Source organism: Pedobacter sp. ok626 (assembly GCF_900100435.1).
GTDB lineage: Bacteria > Bacteroidota > Bacteroidia > Sphingobacteriales > Sphingobacteriaceae > Pedobacter.
Genome location: NZ_FNEX01000001.1, coordinates 471,817 through 494,164, shown reverse-complemented (window position 1 = coordinate 494,164; position 22,348 = coordinate 471,817). Strand labels below are relative to the sequence as shown.

Here is a 22,348-nt window from a genome sequence, read left to right as displayed (position 1 = left end):
GGAATGTTTGTTTGAGAATAAACTGCGAAACGTACTTGATAAAAGTGTAAGCAGTAAAAAGGTAACATAAATTTCGTTCATGGCTCGTTTAGCTTTACAGGTTAAAGACTGTCTAATGTCTTATTAACATTATATTTGGTAAGGCTAATCTACCAATGGACGAAATAGAAAAGGGGGTAAAATCTTAAAAGAAGGGGGTGAAAATCTTAAAAAACCCTCCCCCATGCCCTTTAAATGAAAAATGGTGATATAAAACCTTTTGAACAGAATTTTATATCACCATTTTTTAATTGTTAAAACTAAAAACTATGGGCTGACTAATACAAATTTAAACAATTGATTATCGGCACCAGTATAGGTAGCCTGCACTGCATTTACATTATCGCCAGTACCTGATCCTGTTATCGTAATCGCTTTATTGCTTTTCAAATTGAGAATATAATAATACGTGTTATTTGCATTAGCAGACTTAATAATCCAGGTATCATTAGTCCCTCCGGCGGCTTTTGTATATTGGATAATTTTAGCATTATCATCTATTGAGCCTCCACTTACAGCCATATCCTTAGCCCCATTCCATTTATTGGTTATGGTATTGTTGGTCGTATTATTTTCGCCCGGAATTTGTTTAACAATCCATACTGAGGACAAATCAGTAGCCGGTAAGGCTTTCTGTACGACTTCGGTATTGTTACTATTATTCGCTGTTTTTATAACAAGTGGTTTGTTACTGTGTTTGGCAATAATCTGATAATCATTAGGAAACTCTATCGGGTCTTTGTAATTAGGATCAATAGTTATTCGCTCTGCTATGATTTCATTCCATGCCGTAAAAAAAGTATCTATAGCCAATGGCGTTGGCAAATATGAAGTTCTCCACCTAATGATGGAATTGGCCTTGTAACCGGGCAACTTGGTGGTATCAGCCCAAATCTTACTTCTTTCGGGATTAATGGGATTGGGAACCTGTCTGATTTTTCTTACCCGTTTCGAATTCGACTTATCTGTATATTCAACTGTTACCTCAGAAACCTGTCCACTGGCGCCAAACCAATCCAGGTAAGGATCTTCAGATAAAATAACATGGCTTATGGGATCCTCAACAACCCTATGGATGGCCTTTTCAACTGGTCTATTGGTAATGATACTTTGATAATTAGCGCCAAACACTTCGCCTATAGCTTCGGATCGAATCGAAGCGTTTCCATTTTTATCGTATGCAAAAATTTCAAATGTGTATATACCCTGAGGCAGGCCAGATACAATTTGTTCCATTTTGTCGCCAGTAGTTCTTTCTACTGGAAGAATCAGGGAATCAGCCCTCCTATTCCAAAGTAATTTAATGGTGGCTATTTTAGGATCGGCTGGCAATTTCCAACTTACTTTTAACCGACCATTTCCTGGCGAAACCAGCAAACTATCCGGTCTCCCAGTGTAAAGTCTTTCTCCATCCTTTAAGAATCCACTGTAAGATTCATCCATTTTACTGCAAGAAGTCATCATTACTCCAGCTAGTAAGAGAAAGAGATACTGTTTAATATATCGTTTCATAATTAAAATCTTATTTATCTGAAAAAACTATTTTAACTGACCGAAAAATTTAAGCTCCGCGACGTGCATAAACCCTGTTGCTCCCCCAATTGAAGCCCAATTGTCAATGAGTTTAAATGCAACATACCTAACGGCAGGCAAAGCCGGATCAATATTATATTCCATGCCCAATTCAGCCACAGCCTTGTCGTCATTAGTCAGTACTCCAATTGGCGAACCTGAAGGTTTTACCATTACCTGGTGGTCCAGTTTAATCCAACTATTTGGATCTGCCACATTAGTTGTACCCCAAATTTCCCATTCATGCGGATTACCATGTGTAAATGGCCAGCCGCTTCCAGTCCTTTGCCATAAAACATATCGGCTTAGTTTAGCAGTTACACCAAGATCAACCGGCATCCAGATTGGCATATCATAGCGCTGTTTTGTATGGAAAAAGGTAGTAATATCACCATCAAACATCTTATCCCAGGGATAACTTCCTTCATGTTCTGCATCCTTAACTATACCTGTAAGTTCAGGAAAAGGGGCACGTTGCGGCACTGGATTTTTCCTTGCATCTTTAAATTTCGTACGATCTAGCTCTACCTCAGGCCATGGGGTTAATGTGGTTTTAAGTGTATCCGTATAATTCCCCCACCTGTCCTTTAAAAACACTCCAAATTGTGTCAATACCGAAGGTTGACGCCTTACCGAAAACATTCCTTTGGCCAATCCGCTATAAAAACTATCAAAGCGAACCCATTCTTTCAAAGTATCGTCCCACCTCACAACGCCCATAGTAATGTTACTGTTAACACCACCGCCCAGGGCTGCCGGATTTTCAAACGCAATGGTAAATCCGCCAAAACTTTCATTTACTTGCAGGCTATTGTATACATCATAAACAGGCGCAGGTAAGGGAGTAACTTTAAGCGTTACCGGTGTGGAAAGTTTTTCGGAGCGGCTTACTGCATAAAGGCTAACTTCTTTTTCTTTTGTATCTCCAAACCCTTCTACAATAATAAAATTATTATAATAGGAGGATTTCGCCTCCATTTTTACCCCTTTCAAATCATAAGTTGCCTTTACATACAACAAGCCGGGGTCGTCTGGTAATCTGTAAGTTATTTTAACCCCTCCTGGTATCGCTTCAACATTTGCACTGCTTATTGGCGGTGGTGGATTTTGTCCATCGTATAAAGGCGCTCTAAGATCTTCCTTACATGAAAATATCGAGAGACCAATTAGCGCGTATATAAATATTTTAACTTTTTTCATTTTGTTTTAAATTAAGTACTTACCATCCAGGGTTTTGAGTTAAGTGATTATTCGTCTGCAGTTCAGTAAGCTTAATGGGCATTAAATAATCCTTTACCCCAAATCTTTGATTCCATAATACCACTTCTCTGTAATACGCTTCCGGTTCTTGTTGGGTGATGTCCCACCCTCTGATCACCTGATTTAACTCCACATGTGCCTTTTTCCATCGTCTCAAATCCCAAAACCTTTGACCTTCGAAAGCAAGTTCTATGGTTCTTTCTTGCTGAATAATCTCTCTTAATCCATCTTTTGTTGTGTATTTAGAAGGATTGTTAGAATATAGTCGCCAGGAATCCTCTATAGTTCCAAGTCCTGCGCGCGCTCTAACCAGATTAATCCAATGTGTTGCCTCCGGGCTGTAACCATTAAGCTCATTCAATGCTTCGGAATACATCAGGTACAAATCAGAAAGTCTCATTTCTGGCCATGGATAAGCAGCCTGGTTATTTCCGGTAACATTTCCATCTGCCGCCGCCTGGGTTTCAATCTTCACCAGTTTTTTAACCGTATATCCTGTAATTGAATAATTACTGATTCCTTGTCTCGCAGCTGTTTCAGATTTTCTTCCTTTTACATAAAGTAAAGCCTCTTTATTATAATTATTAATCCAGTTTCCATACCATACGCCCCTATCAAAACCAATAAATGCATAAAACCTGGGCTCCCTGTCAAAATGAAACTTTATGGTTCGCTCACCCCTTCCAATGTAAAATAGGTGATCAAATCCAGCTTCTCTTAAATTGTACTTACCATTAAAGTCCCAGGTTTTATCTTCATCAATCGGAACACCATTTTTGGTGTAGAACTTACTGACAAAACTGATTGGAGGTGCAAGTAATCCCTTAGGTCCCGAACCACTTGTACCCGGCGCCAACAACGGCATAGCCATACGTTGAATGTCAGTAGCAGTACTTGAGGTATTTACCCAAATCATTTCTGTATTTCGTTCTTTATCGCTTATCGCACAGCGAAGATCCAGCTCCCTTTGTATAGTATCATTGATGACATAAGAAGTTGGTGCAACGAAATGATAAAGCTTAAAGTTTTTTGCATGTAGAAAATCAATTGCGGTTTTACAAGCATCAACGGCATCGCTCCATTTTTGCGTTGAATAGTTTGGATCAAATAACTGAACACCTCTTTTATCTCTAAATCCCGCATATTCAGGATTTCCGTTAAATAATGGACTCGCCGCTGTAACCAATACACGAGCTTTGAAAGACAATACGATAGACCTGGTTATTCTTCCCAACTCAGTTAACTCTGTTCCAACCAATACATCGGGCATATCAACTATAGCAGCTGATTCATCCAATAATTCCACAATATATTTCACCACTTCATCCACAGGTTCTCTATAAACCTTAACTTCATCCGGTGTTGCCCCTAATGGAAGATTTTTCCTGACTATGGGAATAGGACCATACATTCTGAGCAGAAAAAAATGATAGTAAGCTTTTAAAAATAACACTTCGGCTTTCCATCTTTCTTTTTCCCAATCTTCAAGTTCAGGGGTCTTATCTATATTTTCCAAAAAGATATTACAGTCACGGATACCTTGCCATAACTTTTTTCCACTTCCGCCGCCGGTCCAGTAATCTGCAAAAGGATTGGTATTATTTTGAAGCCCCTTTGCGATATTGAACATATCTGCATTAATATCAATCTGCGGATCTGGGTTCCATACTTCATCTACTGTGTGAAAAGCCGGATTTGTCGCGTAACTTCCTGTGGCAGGCATATAAGAATAACAGGTATAAAGAAATTTTTCAGCAGAAGTCCGCAAGCTAAATGCATGATCTATAGTTGGAACATCATCTGGAATAACATCTAAATATTTCTTACATGAGCCAAATGTGCCCATCAAGACAACAATTAATATGATTTTAATTTTTTTCATGTTTAATGTTTTTTAAAGACCTAGCTGAATACCAAAATTAATTACACGCTGAACTGGATACCCTAGTCCATTACCTGCCATCTCGACATCCCACATTTTAAATTTGCTCAACGTAAACAGATTAGTTGCCGAGCCGTACAAACGAAGATTACTCACCCTTAATCTTTGCATTAATTTCCTAGGCAGCGTGTACCCGGCTTCAACTTGTTTCAGACGTAAAAAAGCACCATTACGCATAAACCATGTATTGCGGGCATTACTGTTTGCATTTGCTATTGGGGATAAACGTGGCCAAAGGGCATATAAGTTTCTATTTTGCTCAGACCAATGATCTTCTGCATATACTTTAAGCAATTGATTGTTACCCACGAAAGGAGCCGTTGCAGCTGCATCAATCCAAAATGAGGACCTTGCTGAACCTTGAAAAAAGAAATTCAGATCGAAATTTTTAAACGACATAGCCGGTCCGAATCCATAAATAATTTCCGGAGTAGTTGGGTGACCGATTGGCACCATGTCTAGTGAATTAACCTGACCATCATTGTTGACATCCCTAAATTTGATATCCCCCCCCATTACCTTGAATCCGCCAAAGTTTTGACTTGGCGAGCTTCGTACTTCCTCCTCATCTACAAATAGACGCTCGGCAATATAGCCCCATTGTTGACTGGTAGATTGTCCTTTCTTATAGAGCCATTCTTGTGCATAGTCTGGTTCTTCATAGGCTTCAAATCTATTCCTTGAATAAGTAAAGTTACCTCTCAGTTGTATGGTAAAGTCTTTTCCGATACGATCGTTATAGGTAAGCTGAATTTCTGAAGACCTCGATCTAACTTCTCCCACATTGGCTTTTATTGCAGCCTGCAAGCCCATAGTTGCCGGAATTGAAGCTCTGGTCATCAAAATATTATAACGATGGTCTATAAAATATTCCGCGATAATATCCAGTTTATTCCACAGACCCAGCTCTAGTCCAAAAGTAGAATTCCTTGAAGTTTCCCAGGTTACATACGGATTCTCATATCTGAGCACAGATATTCCTGGTCTGCTGGTTCCTGAATTTGTACCAAAACTAGCAGCAGTTGCGCCCGAGTTCATTTCTACTTCGGACAAGTAAAAGAACCGTTCTGCATCACTACCAATTTCATCATTTCCAACCAAGCCTATATTACCACGGATTCTTAATTTATTAACTACCGGCAATAATGGTTTAAAGAATTTTTCATTAGAAATTGCCCAGGCACCCCCAATGGTTGGGAAGAAACCAAAGCGCTCTGAGGTAGAGAAACGTTCGGAACCATTATAGGCATAGTTAAATTCTGCAAAGTAACGGTCATTGTAGTTGTACGTTGCTCTTCCTGAAACACCAAGGTTTCTGGATGGTAAAGACTCTTGTAAAGTTCTAGCATTTCCCTGCCCCTCGGATCGCATAACCACAACCGACATTAGACTCACATTGTGTTTTGCTTTAAAACTTTTGTTCCAATTGGCCGCAAGCTGTGTATGAAAATTAGAAGCAACCGACTGATTACCTCCGCGTACAAAATCCAGAAAATTTGTACCCCCTTCCGGATTCAATGGAGTTAGCCTGTAAGAATTTTCAACCTTGTCATAAGAACTTACCGCGTACCAGAATGGCTTATACTGACGAACGACATCAAAGTAAGAACGTCTGTTTGTATTCATCATACCATTAATGGAAAGCCCAGGGGTTAAAAAGGCCAGGTCCTGAGTAAACTCTAACTGCGCAACCATAAGTGATCTTGAGTATTCTTTATATCCCTTTACTAAATCAGCGTAAGGATTATTTGCTCCTCCCGCCTGAATATTTCCAAACATAATATGGTTCACGTTCTTATAAATTCCTTCATTAGGATAGTAAGGCAAGAATTGCGTTTGAGGGGTACGCATGATGGCTTTATATGTATCCTCTCCATTAGCAATCGGCCCCTGATATTCGTCAAAACCGCCATTCAAACGAACAGTCATTTTCGTTGTTTTGGATACATTTACAATCACATTTGACCTGAGATTGAAATATTTGAGGTCAATATTATTATTAAAATTATTGCGTGGATCAACTTTAAGCAAGCCATTATCCTGATTATAGGTCCCCGATACAAAATAGGTTGCTACCTGACCTCCACCACTTAAACTCATGTTCAGTCTTTGGTTAATCGTACGCTTTTTCAGCAACTCTTGCTGCCAGTCAACCATTGGAAATGCAATAGGATTGGTACCTGCTATCGTATTGTCTATCTGGCTCTGGGTATAAATTGTTGAGGCCGTTGGATTACGTGTTAATGCAGCTTCACTATGAAGCATCATGTAATCAATAGGATTAGCCAATTCAATATCGCGAGTAGGTTGAGAAATCGTATTTTCAAATCTGGCATTAATTCTCGGAGTACCTTCCTTCCCTTGTTTTGTGGTAATCAAAATAACACCATTCGCTCCCCTGGCACCATATAAAGCACTTGCAGATGCATCTTTTAAAATGGAAAAAGTCTCGATATCATCTGGTTGTAAACGTGCCAGATCTGTTGTGGTATATTCCATGTTGTCAATAAGAATCAATGGTGAGGTCTTATAGCCAAAGGTTGTTGCCCCTCTAATAAAGAACTCTGCATCATCCCTTCCCGGCTCTCCACTCCTCTGGAAAGCAATAACGCCAGCTAAACGCCCGGCAAGAGCAGTAGTCAGGTTACTGGAAGGTATCTTTAATTCACCTGGATTGATAGTAGTGATAGATCCGATTACTGATTCCTTTTTCTGTTTACCAAAGGCAACAATCACCGTTTCATCAAGATCATTATTCTTCGCCTTTAATGTTACATTGATCATTGTTTTTCCTCTTACAGGAACTTCCTCTGTAACATAACCCACCATACTGAAAACTAAAACAGCACTTTCGTCTATAACGTCCAGCATATATTTACCATTTAGATCGGTGGTGGTTCCAATCTGCTTTTTACCTTTAACGGAAACAGAAGCTCCGGGTAAAGGACCTACGGTATCCCGAACAGTGCCCCTTATTTCTTTAACCAGGCGGTTAACCTCGATTTTGTGCCTCGGCATTGAGCCGGGTTCAACGACTAACTTATCCTTGCTGATGATTAGCGTCTTATCCTCAAGAATCCATTTAATCGACTTTTTAAAAAAAAACTGATCAAAGACTTCCTGCAAAGAGGCTTCTCTAAAATTAACATCAGTTGCTGGTGCATTGTTAATTAAATCTCCATCACAGACAACCTGGTATCCAGTCTGTCTCGTAATTTCCTTAAATATAGTTTTAATGGATGCCCCCTTTTGTGAGAAAGTAATCTTCTGAGCAAAGCCTGAGGCAGTAACGTCCATTAATAAAGTAGTCATGATGATGATGATCAACTTCATAATACGCAATGTTTGATTAGGTCTGTAAACAAAGCGTTTAGACCTAAATAGATCGTAAAAATTCATACATTTGGTTATTGGGTTTATTGTTGATTGATTAAGTACATTTTTCAAGGGATGAACCTGATGCTAACCGTGGCTACGAGGGCAATCGGAGTCACGGTATTTTCTCATTAGTGAGTAAACCTATTTTCGCACAATGATCCTCCTTCCTTCAATTTTAAAGTGAACTCCTCCTGTTGACTCTAATACAGACAACACCTTTGATACATTTCCATAGCGGGTAACAGATCCCCAAATGGTTTTACCGGCCATGTTATCCTCATACTCAACATCTACATCATACCAGCGCTTAATTTGCTTCATAATATCTTCTATAGGTTCATTTTCAAAAAAGAACCTACCATTTTTCCATGCTATTTCGGATTGCGGATCAACGGTTACAACATTAATCTGAGCAGATGTAGCCCTGATTTGCGACTGATCACCAGGCTTTAATACTTTCTGACTTACTCGTTTTGTGTTTAATAGCCTCACTTTAACAGAACCTTCCAGCAAAGTTGTTTTCGTATCTAACTCATCCTTATACGAACTGATGTTAAAATGGGTTCCCAATACCTGAACCTCTTGTCGATCAGTGATGACAAGAAATGGCTTAGTCGCATCCTTTTCTACTTCAAAATAAGCTTCACCTTGCAGCTCAACTCTTCGCTCTTTCAAATTAAAAAAGCTAACAGGGAATTTAATTAGTGATGCAGCATTGAGCCACACACGAGTACCATCTGGTAAATTCACCTGATACTGTCCCCCCCTCGGCGTAGAAATAGTATTTGTTAATATTTTTCCAGCTACGTTATTTAGTTTTTGGGACTGAGCGTTTTCATTTATTGTATATACCAGTTGTCCGTCATCAGCTTTAATAATCCGAACACCATTCTGGCTAGTTAAATTACCCTTCAACGCTTCATCTAAAACAATTTTTGATCCGTCTGCTAAAGTTAGTAATGCCTTGTTACTTCCTGGGGCAATGTCCCCAGCAAGTTGATTATTATTTAATTTTTGATTTCCTACGTAAAAGTAAAGTCCTGCACTAGTACACAATATTAGCATGGCAGCTACAACGATCCTTCTGCTCCATAATTTTAGCTGAATAGGTTCTCTATGAAAAGAAGGTGTAGTTTCCTGAATTACCTTTTCACGAACCTGACTTAACTCAGCTTTAATATTAGGCATATTCTTAAATTCAGCATCAGCTTTCTTCGATAATTCAGCATCAATCAATTCTTTAAAAAACGATTCATCTTCTTTTGAATGAAACAATTCTAAAAATGATTTCGTTTCCTCTTCAGAACATTCATTTGCCAGATATCGCCTAAATAATCTTATGATCTCTTCTTCTTTTTTCATTAGCTTATAATAGTTCCACAATGGGCGCATTAGGCTTTAAAATATGGCCTTTAGACATAATACGGTCCTCCTGAACAAAGTCCCTGCTCGGAATTACATTTTTTTTATTTGTCATTTTCCGGTCCAAAAGTTTCCTTATAGTTAACTCTATGCAAACTGTTTGAAACTGCTATATACCCGGATATTACCCGGACGTTACTCGGACATTACTCGGACACTACCCGGGTGGAGCCGAGTAGTGTCCGGTTAATGTCCGTTAATAGACTGTGAATTAAGTTGCCTTATAATAGAACCAGAGCGAAACACAACGGGACAACTATTTGCCGTGGAGTATGCGAGAGAGAAATATTGAACAAATAGCTCCTTTGTAACCAAAAAACAGCAATAACTCAGCACAAAAACATAAGAAAAATAGAAACCAAAACCTCAGGAATTGACATCTGAGCCCGGATAAACTTATTGGATTTCAATAAATGATCACTAATGGTTGAGGTAGAAATGTTAAGCATATTACTTACTTCATGGTAGCTTTTCCCTTCCATTTTACATAATGTAAACACCTGCTTTCGTTGTGGAGAAAGTTTGGCCACTGCATCCAAAAATAGCTGATTGCTTTCCTTATAAACGAGTTCTTCTTCAATATGGCTATAGGTCTCGTCCGTAACCGACAAAAGATAGTTTTCCAACTTCCTATCAATCGCTACTTTTCTAAAATGATCATAGGCCAAGTTTCTGGTAATCTGAATTAGGTAAGCCAAAAAGTCCTTTTCAGGATCTATTAAATGACGCTTTTCCCAAATTTTCACAAAAGCAAGCTGTAATAAATCCTGAGCAATATCTGTATCCTTAACTATCCTCAAAAGATTACCATACAGCTGTGCACTGTACAGATCGTAGAGTACCTGAAAAGCAAAATGATCATTATTAATCAACTTTATCAACCACTGTGTGGCTGTAAAATCCTTGTGTGGTTCTTTATTCATACGACCGTTTCCATTTAACTGAAACCGTGGTTATACTTGGTTATGAATAAAGGTAATATAGCCTAATGGCAAATTAATAAATCAATTTGCCATTAGGCTATAGGATTTTGGCACTTATTGATATGTATTTACTTTATTGGGGCCAAATTAACTGACTTTAATTTAAACAGTTCAACTCCATTTTGCAAAGGATTCAAGGTTATCGTATAAATTCCGGGCTTACTAAACGTAGTTGTCGCAATGGTATGTTTAATAAAAGGCAATGGTGCTTTTTTATCAAACTCTGAGGTGCGTAAAGTTCGGAAAAGAAACTCTTGATTGTTGACTTTCATACTTCCTTCCTGTTTTGCACTTTCCGGCGAGCAGGAGTATTCCAAAGTTATTTTATAGACTCCAGGCTCAGTTATACGAATACTAAAATCTGCCTCATCAACCTTATCCTTCATATCAGTCACACAGATTGTATGCTTCCAGTCACCATAATAGTGACTATAGGTTAAGCTCTTTACTTTAGCATTGCCTTTTAGTTTTGCAAATGTAGCCTCAACTACATTATCTTTAAATTGATTAGAAACGGTAATTGGAACGTTCAAATCGTAGTCTGCAATTTTACCAGCGTATTCCATTACAAAAACAGTGTTTGCAGCTTCTGCATCAAAGGCAGGTAAGTCAATCCAAATATCATCACCAACTTTTTTCCATACCAGATTTTTATAATCCGCTAAAGCATATACTTTAGAGACTTTGCCCTTAAAAGCCGGAACCACTAACTTACCATTTTCAGGTCTCTGTAACACGTGCAGATATTGTTTACCCGGTTTTGAAGTACTTACCCCCCATGGTTGTGCAGGAATCAATCCATAAGTACTGCTGTAAATACTCTCTCCATTTTTGTCTAACCACTTACCAGTTTCCCGTAAAAATTTAACAGAATATTCAGGAATACTACCCTCACCATCAGGTCCCACATTCAACATCAGATTTCCACCTTTTGAGGCTACGTTGGCCAGCAATCTGATAATTTCGGTAGGTGTTTTAAAGTTCATATCGTGCTTGATATAACCCCATGAGTCGTTATGGGTATAGATAGACTCCCAGGCGCCTTTAATTGGCGTTGCCGGCACTTCAGAGTCTCCAAAGTCACGATAATCACCCAAGCCCTGTCCTACACGACTGCTAAACAAACTTTTTGGCTGTAAAATACGTAACTCATTTACAAAGCTTTGAGTTTGTTCTTTAGTCATCCCACCTGGTGTATCAAACCATACAATACCCAATGGGCCGTAATTGGTTAGCAACTCCTTTAACTGCGGAATAGCTTTTTCTCTATAGTATTTTTGATAGTCTTTCTTAGACTCATCAAAATCCCATGTATTTTTACCCCCGTTTGGTTCGTACCAATCCTGAAACTGGGAATAATAAAATCCAAATTGGATTCCTCTTTTTCGCGTGGCTTCCGACAGCGCTTTCATTGGATCTTTTTTATAGGGCGTGGCATCTACAATATCAAAATCACTAACCTTAGAATCATACATAGAAAAACCTTCGTGATGCTTTGCCGTAATCACCATGTATTTAATGCCAGCATCCTTTGCCAACTGAGCCCATTCATCCGCATTAAATTTAACAGGGTTAAATGTTTGGGCAACCTGTTTATATTCTGCAACAGGTATCCTAGCCTGATTCATAATCCACTCGCCACTTCCATAATAACGCTTGTCCTTCCACTCGCCAGCAAGTTTAGCATACAATCCCCAATGGATAAACATACCGAACTTGGCTTCTTTAAACCACTTCAAATTGGGATTCTCTTTGCCGGAGACACTACTGTCCCACATTTCATCCATCGTTTGTGCATGAATTGGGGTTACAGTACTACCAGCTAAGGCAAATACAAGGATACTTTTACGAATAAGATTCATGTTCTCTAATAATTCTAAGTATAATTTAAATAAATTTTGTGTCTATCTGTTTATTCTTCAAAAAGTCTCCATTCTGAAGTTGTAAGGTTTGAGCTATCATCAGTTAAGGTAATATTTAACTTAACATACCTTGCTGTAACCTTTGTAAAATTGCTTTTTTCAATAGTGCTAATTGCACTGCTTTTTTCATAAGCTATTTGCCAGTTATTTCCATCGGCAGAATACAATAGCTGATATTTAGCGATCACGTCCCCCCGGTTCCAAAACACCCTCATTCCATTAAAAGCCTTAGCGGTACCAAGGTCCGCAGATAACCAAATATTCAAATCTTTTCGATCACCCGATGAAGGCTGCCAATAAGTATCCAGATCGTCATCTACAGCATTTATTCCTTTCGCTCCGCTGATTTCACTACTGACAGCGACCGGTTTATCCACCACCAGGCTTTCAGGATCAACAGGATCTGTGGCTGGCTCTGGTATAGGGTCTGGAGCAGGTTCTGTAAGCTTTGCAGGTTTGGCCATTTCGTAGGTAGTCGCTATACGCGGCTTGCCTACATAATTAATAATCAACTGAGCATCACCGCCATACACTCCCCATTTTGGGTCGCAATATTCAGCATCCAATGTCCGGCCATAATAGCGCTGAGTACCACCGGTCAATGCTTGTTTTTCGTCGTTATACCAAAATTCCATAAAGCCAACACTTCCATCTCTCGATACTTTTAGCCTAAGCACAAAACGGTTCCAAACATTAATCTTAAGTGGTGTTTTCCAGACTTCTGTTCCTATTTTCCCTGGTGCATAATGCATTAAATGCAAATTCCCATTGGTAGTTGTACTAAATATAATTGGAAAATTTTGCTGCATATCAGCTCCATAAGCTTTCCATTGAAAAACAGCATTCGTTCCAATGTTAGCAGGCATACTAATCTTTGAACGCCAGCCAATATAAATATCATCCCCTTCTTTGGCTTGAAAGCCGCTTGCTGCATGTGATTCTGTTCGATGACTCCCCAATGGTTTATTGAACCTCCAAACAGATCCATAAGTAACATCATTAACTGCACTAATTGTGCCGGTACCTTCTATATTTTGTGCAACTTTCCAAACACTGTTTCCTTTCACAGCATCCCCATCCCATAATAATTTCCCTTCAACTACTGGGGGTACAATTACAACTTCAGCAGGTTTTTCTTCAGCCACTTTTTTCTTTTTACAAGAAAAAAAACAAAGAATAATAAACGAGGCAATAAATAGATTCTTCATATTTGATTATTTTATTGATTCAGACCTCACCAAATTACCTGAATATTAAGCAAGTAATAGCGTACAATTTTGTCTAAACATTCAATTATATCAGCAACGATTTACTCATATTTTTTATCTCTAGTTAATACTCATTTGCAAAGATTCGCCGAGCTTAGTATCAAACACAAAGGTTTTTCCGGAAAGTACCACAGTCTTTTGTCCATTTCTCAGCAACTGCACCTTTTTACCTGGCCATGGATTATCGATAGTACACATCTGTCCTGCCTCACTAAACAATTTCACATACTCGATTTTACCTTTTTCTAAACGGCTGCTGACTAAAAATGCTCCATAAGCCCTTAAATGCTCAAAACTCGCATCTTTGAACCTGTTCCAATTCGGAAAAATCCGGATGGTATGCTCATAACTCTGCATCATCATCTCATTTACAGTTAGGGGAACAGCCGCTAGCGTTTCTATTCCACCACCCTCAGCAGTAATCCATAGGTTGGGTAATGATTGTATATTAATTCGATCCTTTAATTGTTTTAGAATCTCATCCGAATCATACCCTACTCTTACTGCTGCTGGAAAACAAGTTTCAATTCCATTGCCAAGTGTATTTGCCCATTCACCTGGCCCCTTCATTCTTTCTTTCCAACGGCTTACATCGCTCAATAAAATCTGATTAAAAGCGGAATCTGTTTTTGGACCACATACGCCTCCAGGAAGGATCAAGCCATGAATAGAAACCCTGGCCAATCCAGCAACACGACTGTGCCATGCGGAAGGACTTTTCTCTACACTCTTCAGGCTCAATTTACCGTCTACTTCCGCGACGGTGAAATCGCTCATATGTGCGACGATATGCTTCCATTTCGGAATTCTTGAAGCATCTATGTTTAAAAAACTACTGACATCTATCATTCCCTTAAAAAGCATTTTTACCAATCCAAGTGAAAGTGTAGAATTAAAATCACCTAGCTGATCGCGCCATTTGCCATTATTTTTTAAGTTCGGCATCACCTCTCCATAATGGTCCATGTAAATCACATATCTACCATTCTCAAACTTTAGATAATCCTCCCAGAAATTTGCACATTCGAGCATATAGGGATAGACTTTTTGGGCATATACTTTATCGTAAGTACTATAAAAACGCATCAGCATATTACCAACACTAAATACAGCATTGATTTTCTGTCCTAAAAACTTATAGCCCCCATCTATGGTATTTTCTCGTGTTGCATAGCTCCTCTCCATCTCATCTGGCGTTAAAGGCCAACGGGTAGTTACCAATCCTTTTGGCCCTATGCCAACAGGATAATAGATACCTTTCTGATGCAACAAAGCTTTTGCATGTTCTTTTCCTTTTGCCATATAATCCAGCAAAGGCTGATCAAAATTAGCCGTTTCGTCAATGTGGTTGGAAGAGTAAGCTGCCCAATAAGGAGCCTGATAATTATAATTGAGGTGATAGTCGCCACCCCATGCAGAAGAGTCACGTGTTACAAACGGTCCCCAAATACCTGGAGCAAACTTATTCCCTCTGGATGTGGCACCAAATAAATACTGTGAAGCATAGTAGTACTTTTCAATAAATGGATCTCCAATCTCTACTTCAGATTGGCTCCAGAAATCTTTCCACCAAGCCTCATGTTCCTTTTTCATTATTAGAACCTTATCTTCTGTAAGGCTTTTGGCTTCTTTTATAGTTCCAGCTTTCCAGTCTTTACGATCTTGATTGGTATACATCGTAATGGTAAGGGTAACTTTTTCATTTGGTTTCAAATTCAAACTTCCATCCTTTTCCAGGTTTGCGCCCAGCACCTTTAAGGCTAATGCAACATGCGTGGGCCATTCGAGCAAAGACGTATTTTCAAAAGAGCGGGTTACCCAGGTTACGTCTCCATCTAGTCCTGCAGTATTAACAGATGTGTTTTCTTTCGCTGATTTTAAGCCGAGTTTCAAATTACAAGCCTTATTGGTCACAAATTCGATTACCACGGTATTGTGAGTCGCTGCTACCCAGGCTTTCAATGATACCTTAAGTTGATCCTTTGTAAATTCTCCTTTTATAAAGGCTTTGTCCTGAACTTGCTCTGCATAGTAATTAGCGCCCTTGAGGGCGCTAATACTCACTTCTAACCATCCTGGCAAGGCAATTCCACCACCGGGGTAGACCGGATATGCCCGCCAGAAATCATTTTTCCCCAAATAAAATGCTAATTTATCTGGACTACCACCAAGCGTTAAACCTATATCTCCATTTCCTGCTAATGGTCCATCGGGTGTTTTTTTAGTCGGCACCAGTTGAGGCGCCTTTGTAAAAATGGCTTTATATCTTCCTGCATATATTTCCTGTGCATTGCCATTATTTGTAAAACACAATAAGGCTCCCAATACCACTATCCATTTTTTTATTTTCTCCATATTATATTCCTCTTTTAAACTGTTCCGGAGTATTGCCCTCCATCACTAAGATCAAACGGTCCCCCTTTTGTGTATTCAAAGAAATCAGATCGGTGTTTTTAACCGCTTCTTTTTTACCATTCCGATAGACAAGTGCTTTTCTCCCTAACCATGGATTTTTTATTTTACATGTAGATCCTGACTGAGATAAAATCTCCACGAATTCCAATTTACCCTTGTTCATAGAAGAAGTGACCAGAAAATTCCCACGTGTAAGCAAAGTATATTGTGCATCCCACTCTTTCGGCCATGCCGGAAAAACATGGATAACAGATTCTTTGCCCGGACTAGCAGGAGCAGTTTGATTTAGGGCCAATTGTAATGCATCTGCGGCCCTTCCCAAGCGCTGAATATTGGTCGTATAAAACCCTTCACTTACATCCATCCGATTTGCCATGACCTCATCTTTAGCAGCTCTTCTAATTTGATTTGGAATCAAAAACCTTACGGCATCCACATTTCCAAGTATCGCACCTGCAGCTGGTATTTTGGACAATACATATGGATGAACATCTTTGGTGATTCCATTTGGAAAATAGGCCGAATAGGTGGCTAACGCAATTTTACGCATTCCCGGATCAGCTTCCAGATTACACAAGTCAAAGAACCATACCGGCATCGTATTGCCATCTGGTTTCCGTTGGCCGTTTCCTTGTATCCACGGTGGTAAGGAGCCAACCCAAATGTCTTTACCTTCGGCTAGCTTCATATCAGGATAATCCTTGCTACTGGATAATGGAGACAAATGTTGCAGAAACTCAGTCCACAAGCCACGCATTTCAGGATCTGTTCCTAAAATTTCTGAGGCTTTTATGGCTGCCGGAAAAATACCCATCATTGAAGAAATCTCTTCTACGGTATTATGCCCGCCCCATATAGATTCATTGTCATTTACATGATAAATATGATATTTCCCATCTTTCTCTTTTTTCACATTCGGATAGTTGCGATAAAACTCTGCCATTCCCTTCAACATCGGATAAGCGCGATCTCGTAACCATTTTAAATCCTGACTATACTCGTACCTTTGCCAATATTGGTAGGCAATCTTAGCACTTCTGGAAAAAATATGGCTCACAGGACCATAGGGGCCACCTCCACGATCTGTTAGTGGCCAACGACCATCTTTCCAGGTTGCATCTTTTTTCCAATTCCAGCGACTTAAAAAGGGCTGTTTCGTTTCTGCAAAATCCATGAAGCGGGCGGAGCGTTCTGCCCAGGGTTTCTTTAACAAATAAAGTTCCTGCAGTTCGGCAGCAACGCTATCTGGAAGTTCAGGAACCCCATCAAAGCCTACCGTCTCAGGAATGTAAATCCCTTTACTTCCCCACTGCTGAGCTGCACTTTTCTCGAAAGAAGCAAAGCCTTTGGTATACATGTTAAACATAGGGTCCATTAATTCCGTGTGGTTGGTAGGAAACAAAGCATTGTATAAACAACTTTGATTGGCACCCCAAAATCCACCACCCCATTTACGTAAATCACCTCCGGTTGTCCATAACATCCCATTAAATTTAGTTGGGTAAGTACCTCTTGAACTGGCCCCCATCACGTATAAATAATAGGTATAGTTCTTTTCAATAAAATTGGCTTCGCCATCTGCACTTTTCATGCTTACAAACGATTTCATCCAGAAATCTGCCCACCAATTCCGGTTGGCAGCATACACCCCTTCAAAACCAATATTTTTAGCAGCTTCCATTTTTCTTATGGCAAGGGCAGATAAATCTTCTGCAGGGTCAAAGCTCGCAGCACTTGCAATGTAAACCGTAAATGCTTTCTGTCCAGAGGAAGCAATTAACCTAACAGTTGATTCATTTGACCATTCAGCATTCCCTTTTAACCCTGTCATTCCCACAACAACCGCAGAACCACAGTAATAATCATCTTCCCTAAATTCCTGAGTAAGGATGATGTAATCATCTTTTACACTCACTTTGGAAACCGCGGTATGGTTGCCCCTGGTAGTTATTGGCATCCTCAATGTTCTTAAATTGGCAATAAACTGTGCTGTAGGGGGTCTTGAATCTTTAATATTTAAAACCATTACATCTTGGTCGTGCCAGGCAAGCGTCTTCACGTTTATGCCTTTTCCCTGCAGATCAGATGATCCATCATAACAAGATAAATGTTGATGAAAATCAGGTTTACTAAATACCTCAGAACCAAAATCAAGATCTACAAAAGCAGTTCCACCACAATAATCTGTATTGCGTTGAAAAAAATTATTTGATGCAGAATTAGAACCAAAAACATCGACCCTGTTAATCTGCATTTTTAATTGCGAAGGGATCGTCCACAATAAACTACCCATTACCCCATTCCCTACAGGCATACCAGCTTCGCTTTTATCAACAGGCTCCCTGTAATCAAGATCTGCTCTCGAAACCAGCCTCTTATAATCTACCTGAAGCAGGGATGAACCTTTTGCTGATGACCTTGATGGAGACTGCGACCAGCTTATGTTGACACCCAGTGCCAACGATAAAAATAATCCGATAGCGCGCTTCATTATTTTGATGCTAGTTCTGGAAGTATAACTGCTGTTTGTTTATCCCAATCTACGGTTACAGTAGTTCCATCAGCGAAAGTACTGCGTTCCTTTCTGTAGTTCGGATCCAAAAACTCATGCTTAGTCATCTCCAGAAGTGCTACTCTTTTGTTCAACTCACTGATTCTATCCAGTAATTTAATCGTCTGAGCATCTATACCCTTTCTAAAAGACACCTGCGGCATTCCCCCACATAATAAACCTCTCAAGTCATCGGGATTATAAGGGGTAAGAATAGCGTCGTGATATACCAAATCCCAAAGTGGCACAGTAATTCCATTCTTGGCACTTAAAGGCGAAGAGAAATCTACATAAGGAATTGTCCAGTCGCAAGCCGTCTCTGTACCGACAAAGCCTAAATTATTCCTCGACCAATTGTAGCATTTAATTCTATCGTTTAAGCCATCAGTGCGCGTAGATGGATGCTCTGGATTAAAATCTTCATCAGGTGGTACATAACCAAAAACATCCAGGTAATTTCCTTGTGGATGGATATCGTGTTTAAATAGCCATTGGTAATTTTTATTTAAATGCCCTAGCATAAACCGACCGTTTAAGTAGGCCATTTTGCCTCCATCCCAATAATCCATATAAGGAATTTTGCCTTCTTTAACATCACCAAATCGGGTTCCAGGAAACACATTTGCCTTGCCACCTTCTTCTTCAGCGTGAATTGCAAATTGTTTGTTAAAAGACGGAGCATCCAGATAGTAGTCGCGATATTGATCATGTAAACTAAACAAGTACCCAAGCTCTTTACAGGTTTCCGCAAGCCGCTTCATTCCTTCCCATCCCCCGGCAGCAGGTGCAGGCGGCATAGCATCGGGATGCTGACGGTCGTAGCCCTTATTCGGCCAACCAGTTAGCACTACGCAAAGGCTTTTCAAGCCCATTTCTTTATATTTTTTAAACTCTGCAGCCCGTTCATCAAAACTAACTAGTTTATGTCTGGTTGTTGAATCTCTCTTCCAGCGCGCCCCATCCGATTTATAATCTGTAAGAATTCCGGAACGGATGATAGGTGTTCCAATCAATTCTTTTACAATTGGTTTTCTAGCAATCTTATCTTTAAGGGAAACAAATAATCCAGTATTAATTACATAACTGCGGTAGCGTTTGGCCATATCAACATAATTTCCTTCAGGTATGAAGCACATTCTGGCAGTCCGCGGATAGCCAAGTTTACCTAGTGCAGGGCGCCATCTTGGGCCAATTACAGTCGGTCCACCGGCCGGATGTTCAAATTGATAAGCAGCATCGTTTGGTGTTTCAACAATAACCATCATGGCTGATTTCCCCTTTTGAAAGCCCCACCACGACATACACCAATCTTCAATAACATTGCTTTGCAATTCGCTACGGTCAGTTTTTTGAATAGATCCATCCGCTTCATAGGCCCGAATAGGATGATAAGGCTTTGGCCAATTACGCGGCAATAAAACTCCACGCACATTACTCAACAAAGTGCAGTCTACCTGAGCAGCATCTAAAGCAGTTGGCCAATTGAGTTGCCTAACCAGGTCCTGCTTTTCATCAGCCGCCACGTCAAACACCAAATCTTCACTATCCTCTTCTAAACAAACTGTTAAATACAGTTTTAAATTCAAGTTACCCCAAGCACTTAAAGTGATTTTAATCCCGGTTTTATAGCCCGTATCATAATATTCGAAATCTTTCTTTTTCGCATCGGCTAGCCTAACATCAGATTCTTTACCATTTGATTTTACAATCATATCGTTGGGCTGCGAGGGCACCATAGACCAGGAGGTTGATCCTGCTTTTATGGCAAGAGCAAGATCCGATTCTTTAACCGTTACCTGTTGTTTTTTACCCACTATAAGCCATTGACCATTGGCATGAGACACTTTAACTTCTGGTGCTCCCCAGGATGCTCTGGATTGTGCTTCAGATTTATCGATCATCAACGTTAAAGCTAAGAGCAGCAGGTTAGCTTTAATGATCAGAAATAGTTTTCTTTTCATTCTGTTTGGTTTTAATATTAAACTGAAGCGGTCGTCATGACGACCGACTAAAATATTGTCCTACAATAACTTCCTTAACGGTAAGCTGGATTCTGAAAATCAATTCCCATTTTATCCACTTCAGGTTGAGGAACAGGCCATAAATAGTGTTTATCTTCGAACACACGAGTTATATTACCCGGATCTTTAACGCCGTTCATAACCGTTTTGGCAATCTTCCAACGTTTAATATCATAATACCTCAAGCCTTCAAAAGCCAATTCTACTCTACGCTCATTTCGCACTACATCACGTGTTAAAACTGCTTTTGGTGGCATAGCGACCCCCTGTCTCCCCCGCACATCATTTAGTGCTTTTAATGCGTTAAAATCTGTGGTTGTTCCACCACCAATTTCTGTCATCGCCTCGGCGTACATTAGCAATACATCTGCAAAACGGATTTTAACCAATGCCTGTTCACTACCGGTTAAGCCAGCATTCCCGTCATCCACACTTAAATTAATGTATTTACGGACACCTAAATTATTAACTGAAGGCGATTCTGCTTTACCCTTATCTATATTGTTAAAACCAATGGTTTTATTATAGGCCCATGGCGCTCCAGGCGTAAAGATGGTTAGCTTTAGACGTGGATCTCTATTTTGATAAAAGTCATTTCTCATCCTATTGTTCGGATCGTAAGAAGATGGAACAATGGGAGCTACCGGTTTAGTACCATCACTCATCTCATAGGCATCGGCCAAACTATGCATCGGTACCATTGCAAAACGGGAACCATACAACAAATCCAAATTATGAACAGCAGTCGGACTCGATGCTCTGACCGAAAAGATAATCTCTGGATTGTTATTTTGCTCTCCAAAGAATATTCCCGAATAATTTGTAGCTAATGAAGCTTTCTTTTCGTCTATGACTAATTTAGCCGCCGCAGCCGCTTCTGGCCACATTTCATTATACAGGCAAATTCTTGCTCTAAGCGCCAGTGCCGAAGCCCTTACCGGATGACCATTCGTATAAGGAACATTTGGCAAACCTGTACTCGCCTGATCCAGATCTTTAATAATCTTAGCCACAACATCGGCCTTAGGAGATTTCTTTACTTTAAAGACATCAGGCCCAAACCCCAATTCCTCAGTAATCAGAGGAATATCCCCATATAACATGCTGAGTTCATTGTAGAAAAAAGCACGCAGAAAATAGGCTTCACCCAGCATCCGGTTCTTGTCAGCTACAGTCAAATCAGGCACTTTATCAATATTCCCCAAAAACCAGTTGCAACGGGCGATACCACGGTAACCTTCCGTCCACATACGCGCCAGAATTCCGCCGGTTGAAGAAGTTATAATCCCCCTCGATATATCGGTATAACCATCTCCGGTTGAATTGCTATAAGCATTATCGGTAAGGCTTTCGAATTGCATCGAAGAGAACGAACTCACATCAATGGCATATCCAGGAGTTCTTAAAGTACTATAACAACCTGCCAATGCAAGATCTGCATCTTTTTTTGAGGTCCAAAATACTTCATTTGTTAATTTATCAGTGGGCTGTTTGTCCAAAAAATCATCTTTACAACCGAGAAGAAAGATAATCGACGCCGCTAATATGGCATATTTTATAGATTTAATATTCATG

At 39.7% G+C, this 22,348-nt stretch carries 12 protein-coding genes; all 12 read right to left on the bottom strand.

Going from position 1 to position 22,348, the window contains the following annotated elements; all coding sequences use genetic code 11:
• Nucleotides 1–306: 306 nt before the first annotated feature.
• Nucleotides 307–1,551 (bottom strand): DUF4998 domain-containing protein, encoded by a 1,245-nt coding sequence (locus BLS35_RS01675; RefSeq protein WP_090777115.1) that lies wholly within the window; start codon nt 1,549–1,551, stop codon nt 307–309.
• 27 nt (nt 1,552–1,578) lie between these two features.
• On the bottom strand, nt 1,579–2,811 hold the full coding sequence (locus tag BLS35_RS01670) for a DUF4959 domain-containing protein (RefSeq protein ID WP_090777114.1): 1,233 nt from the start codon (nt 2,809–2,811) through the stop codon (nt 1,579–1,581).
• Nucleotides 2,812–2,830: 19 nt separating this feature from the next.
• Nucleotides 2,831–4,753 (bottom strand): RagB/SusD family nutrient uptake outer membrane protein, encoded by a 1,923-nt coding sequence (locus tag BLS35_RS01665; protein WP_090777112.1) that lies wholly within the window; start codon nt 4,751–4,753, stop codon nt 2,831–2,833.
• 12 nt (nt 4,754–4,765) lie between these two features.
• Nucleotides 4,766–8,212, bottom strand: a complete 3,447-nt coding sequence (locus BLS35_RS01660; RefSeq protein ID WP_090777110.1) for a SusC/RagA family TonB-linked outer membrane protein — start codon at nt 8,210–8,212, stop codon at nt 4,766–4,768.
• 120 nt (nt 8,213–8,332) lie between these two features.
• Nucleotides 8,333–9,553 carry a FecR family protein gene (locus BLS35_RS01655; RefSeq protein ID WP_165973183.1) on the bottom strand — a complete coding sequence of 407 codons (1,221 nt, stop codon included), beginning with the start codon at nt 9,551–9,553 and terminating at the stop codon, nt 8,333–8,335.
• 389 nt (nt 9,554–9,942) lie between these two features.
• Nucleotides 9,943–10,536 (bottom strand): RNA polymerase sigma factor, encoded by a 594-nt coding sequence (locus BLS35_RS01650; RefSeq protein WP_090777106.1) that lies wholly within the window; start codon nt 10,534–10,536, stop codon nt 9,943–9,945.
• A 128-nt stretch (nt 10,537–10,664) separates the two neighbouring features.
• Nucleotides 10,665–12,458, bottom strand: a complete 1,794-nt coding sequence (locus tag BLS35_RS01645; RefSeq protein WP_090777103.1) for an alpha-L-fucosidase — start codon at nt 12,456–12,458, stop codon at nt 10,665–10,667.
• Nucleotides 12,459–12,508: 50 nt separating this feature from the next.
• The gene (locus BLS35_RS01640; protein WP_090777101.1) at nt 12,509–13,726 is read right to left on the bottom strand and encodes a discoidin domain-containing protein; all 1,218 of its coding nucleotides are present in this window, start codon (nt 13,724–13,726) and stop codon (nt 12,509–12,511) included.
• 120 nt (nt 13,727–13,846) lie between these two features.
• On the bottom strand, nt 13,847–16,141 hold the full coding sequence (locus BLS35_RS01635) for a glycosyl hydrolase family 95 catalytic domain-containing protein (RefSeq protein WP_090777099.1): 2,295 nt from the start codon (nt 16,139–16,141) through the stop codon (nt 13,847–13,849).
• Nucleotide 16,142: 1 nt separating this feature from the next.
• Nucleotides 16,143–18,692, bottom strand: coding sequence for a glycosyl hydrolase family 95 catalytic domain-containing protein (locus tag BLS35_RS01630; protein WP_090777097.1), 2,550 nt, complete (start codon nt 18,690–18,692; stop codon nt 16,143–16,145).
• Nucleotides 18,692–20,713, bottom strand: coding sequence for a DUF5696 domain-containing protein (locus BLS35_RS01625; RefSeq protein WP_090777095.1), 2,022 nt, complete (start codon nt 20,711–20,713; stop codon nt 18,692–18,694). Before BLS35_RS01625 ends, BLS35_RS01630 begins: the two co-directional genes overlap by 1 nt.
• A gap of 74 nt (nt 20,714–20,787) precedes the next feature.
• Entirely contained in the window at nt 20,788–22,347 is a 1,560-nt protein-coding gene (locus BLS35_RS01620) for a RagB/SusD family nutrient uptake outer membrane protein (RefSeq protein WP_090777093.1), read from the bottom strand.
• Between the last annotated feature and the right edge of the window lies 1 nt (nt 22,348).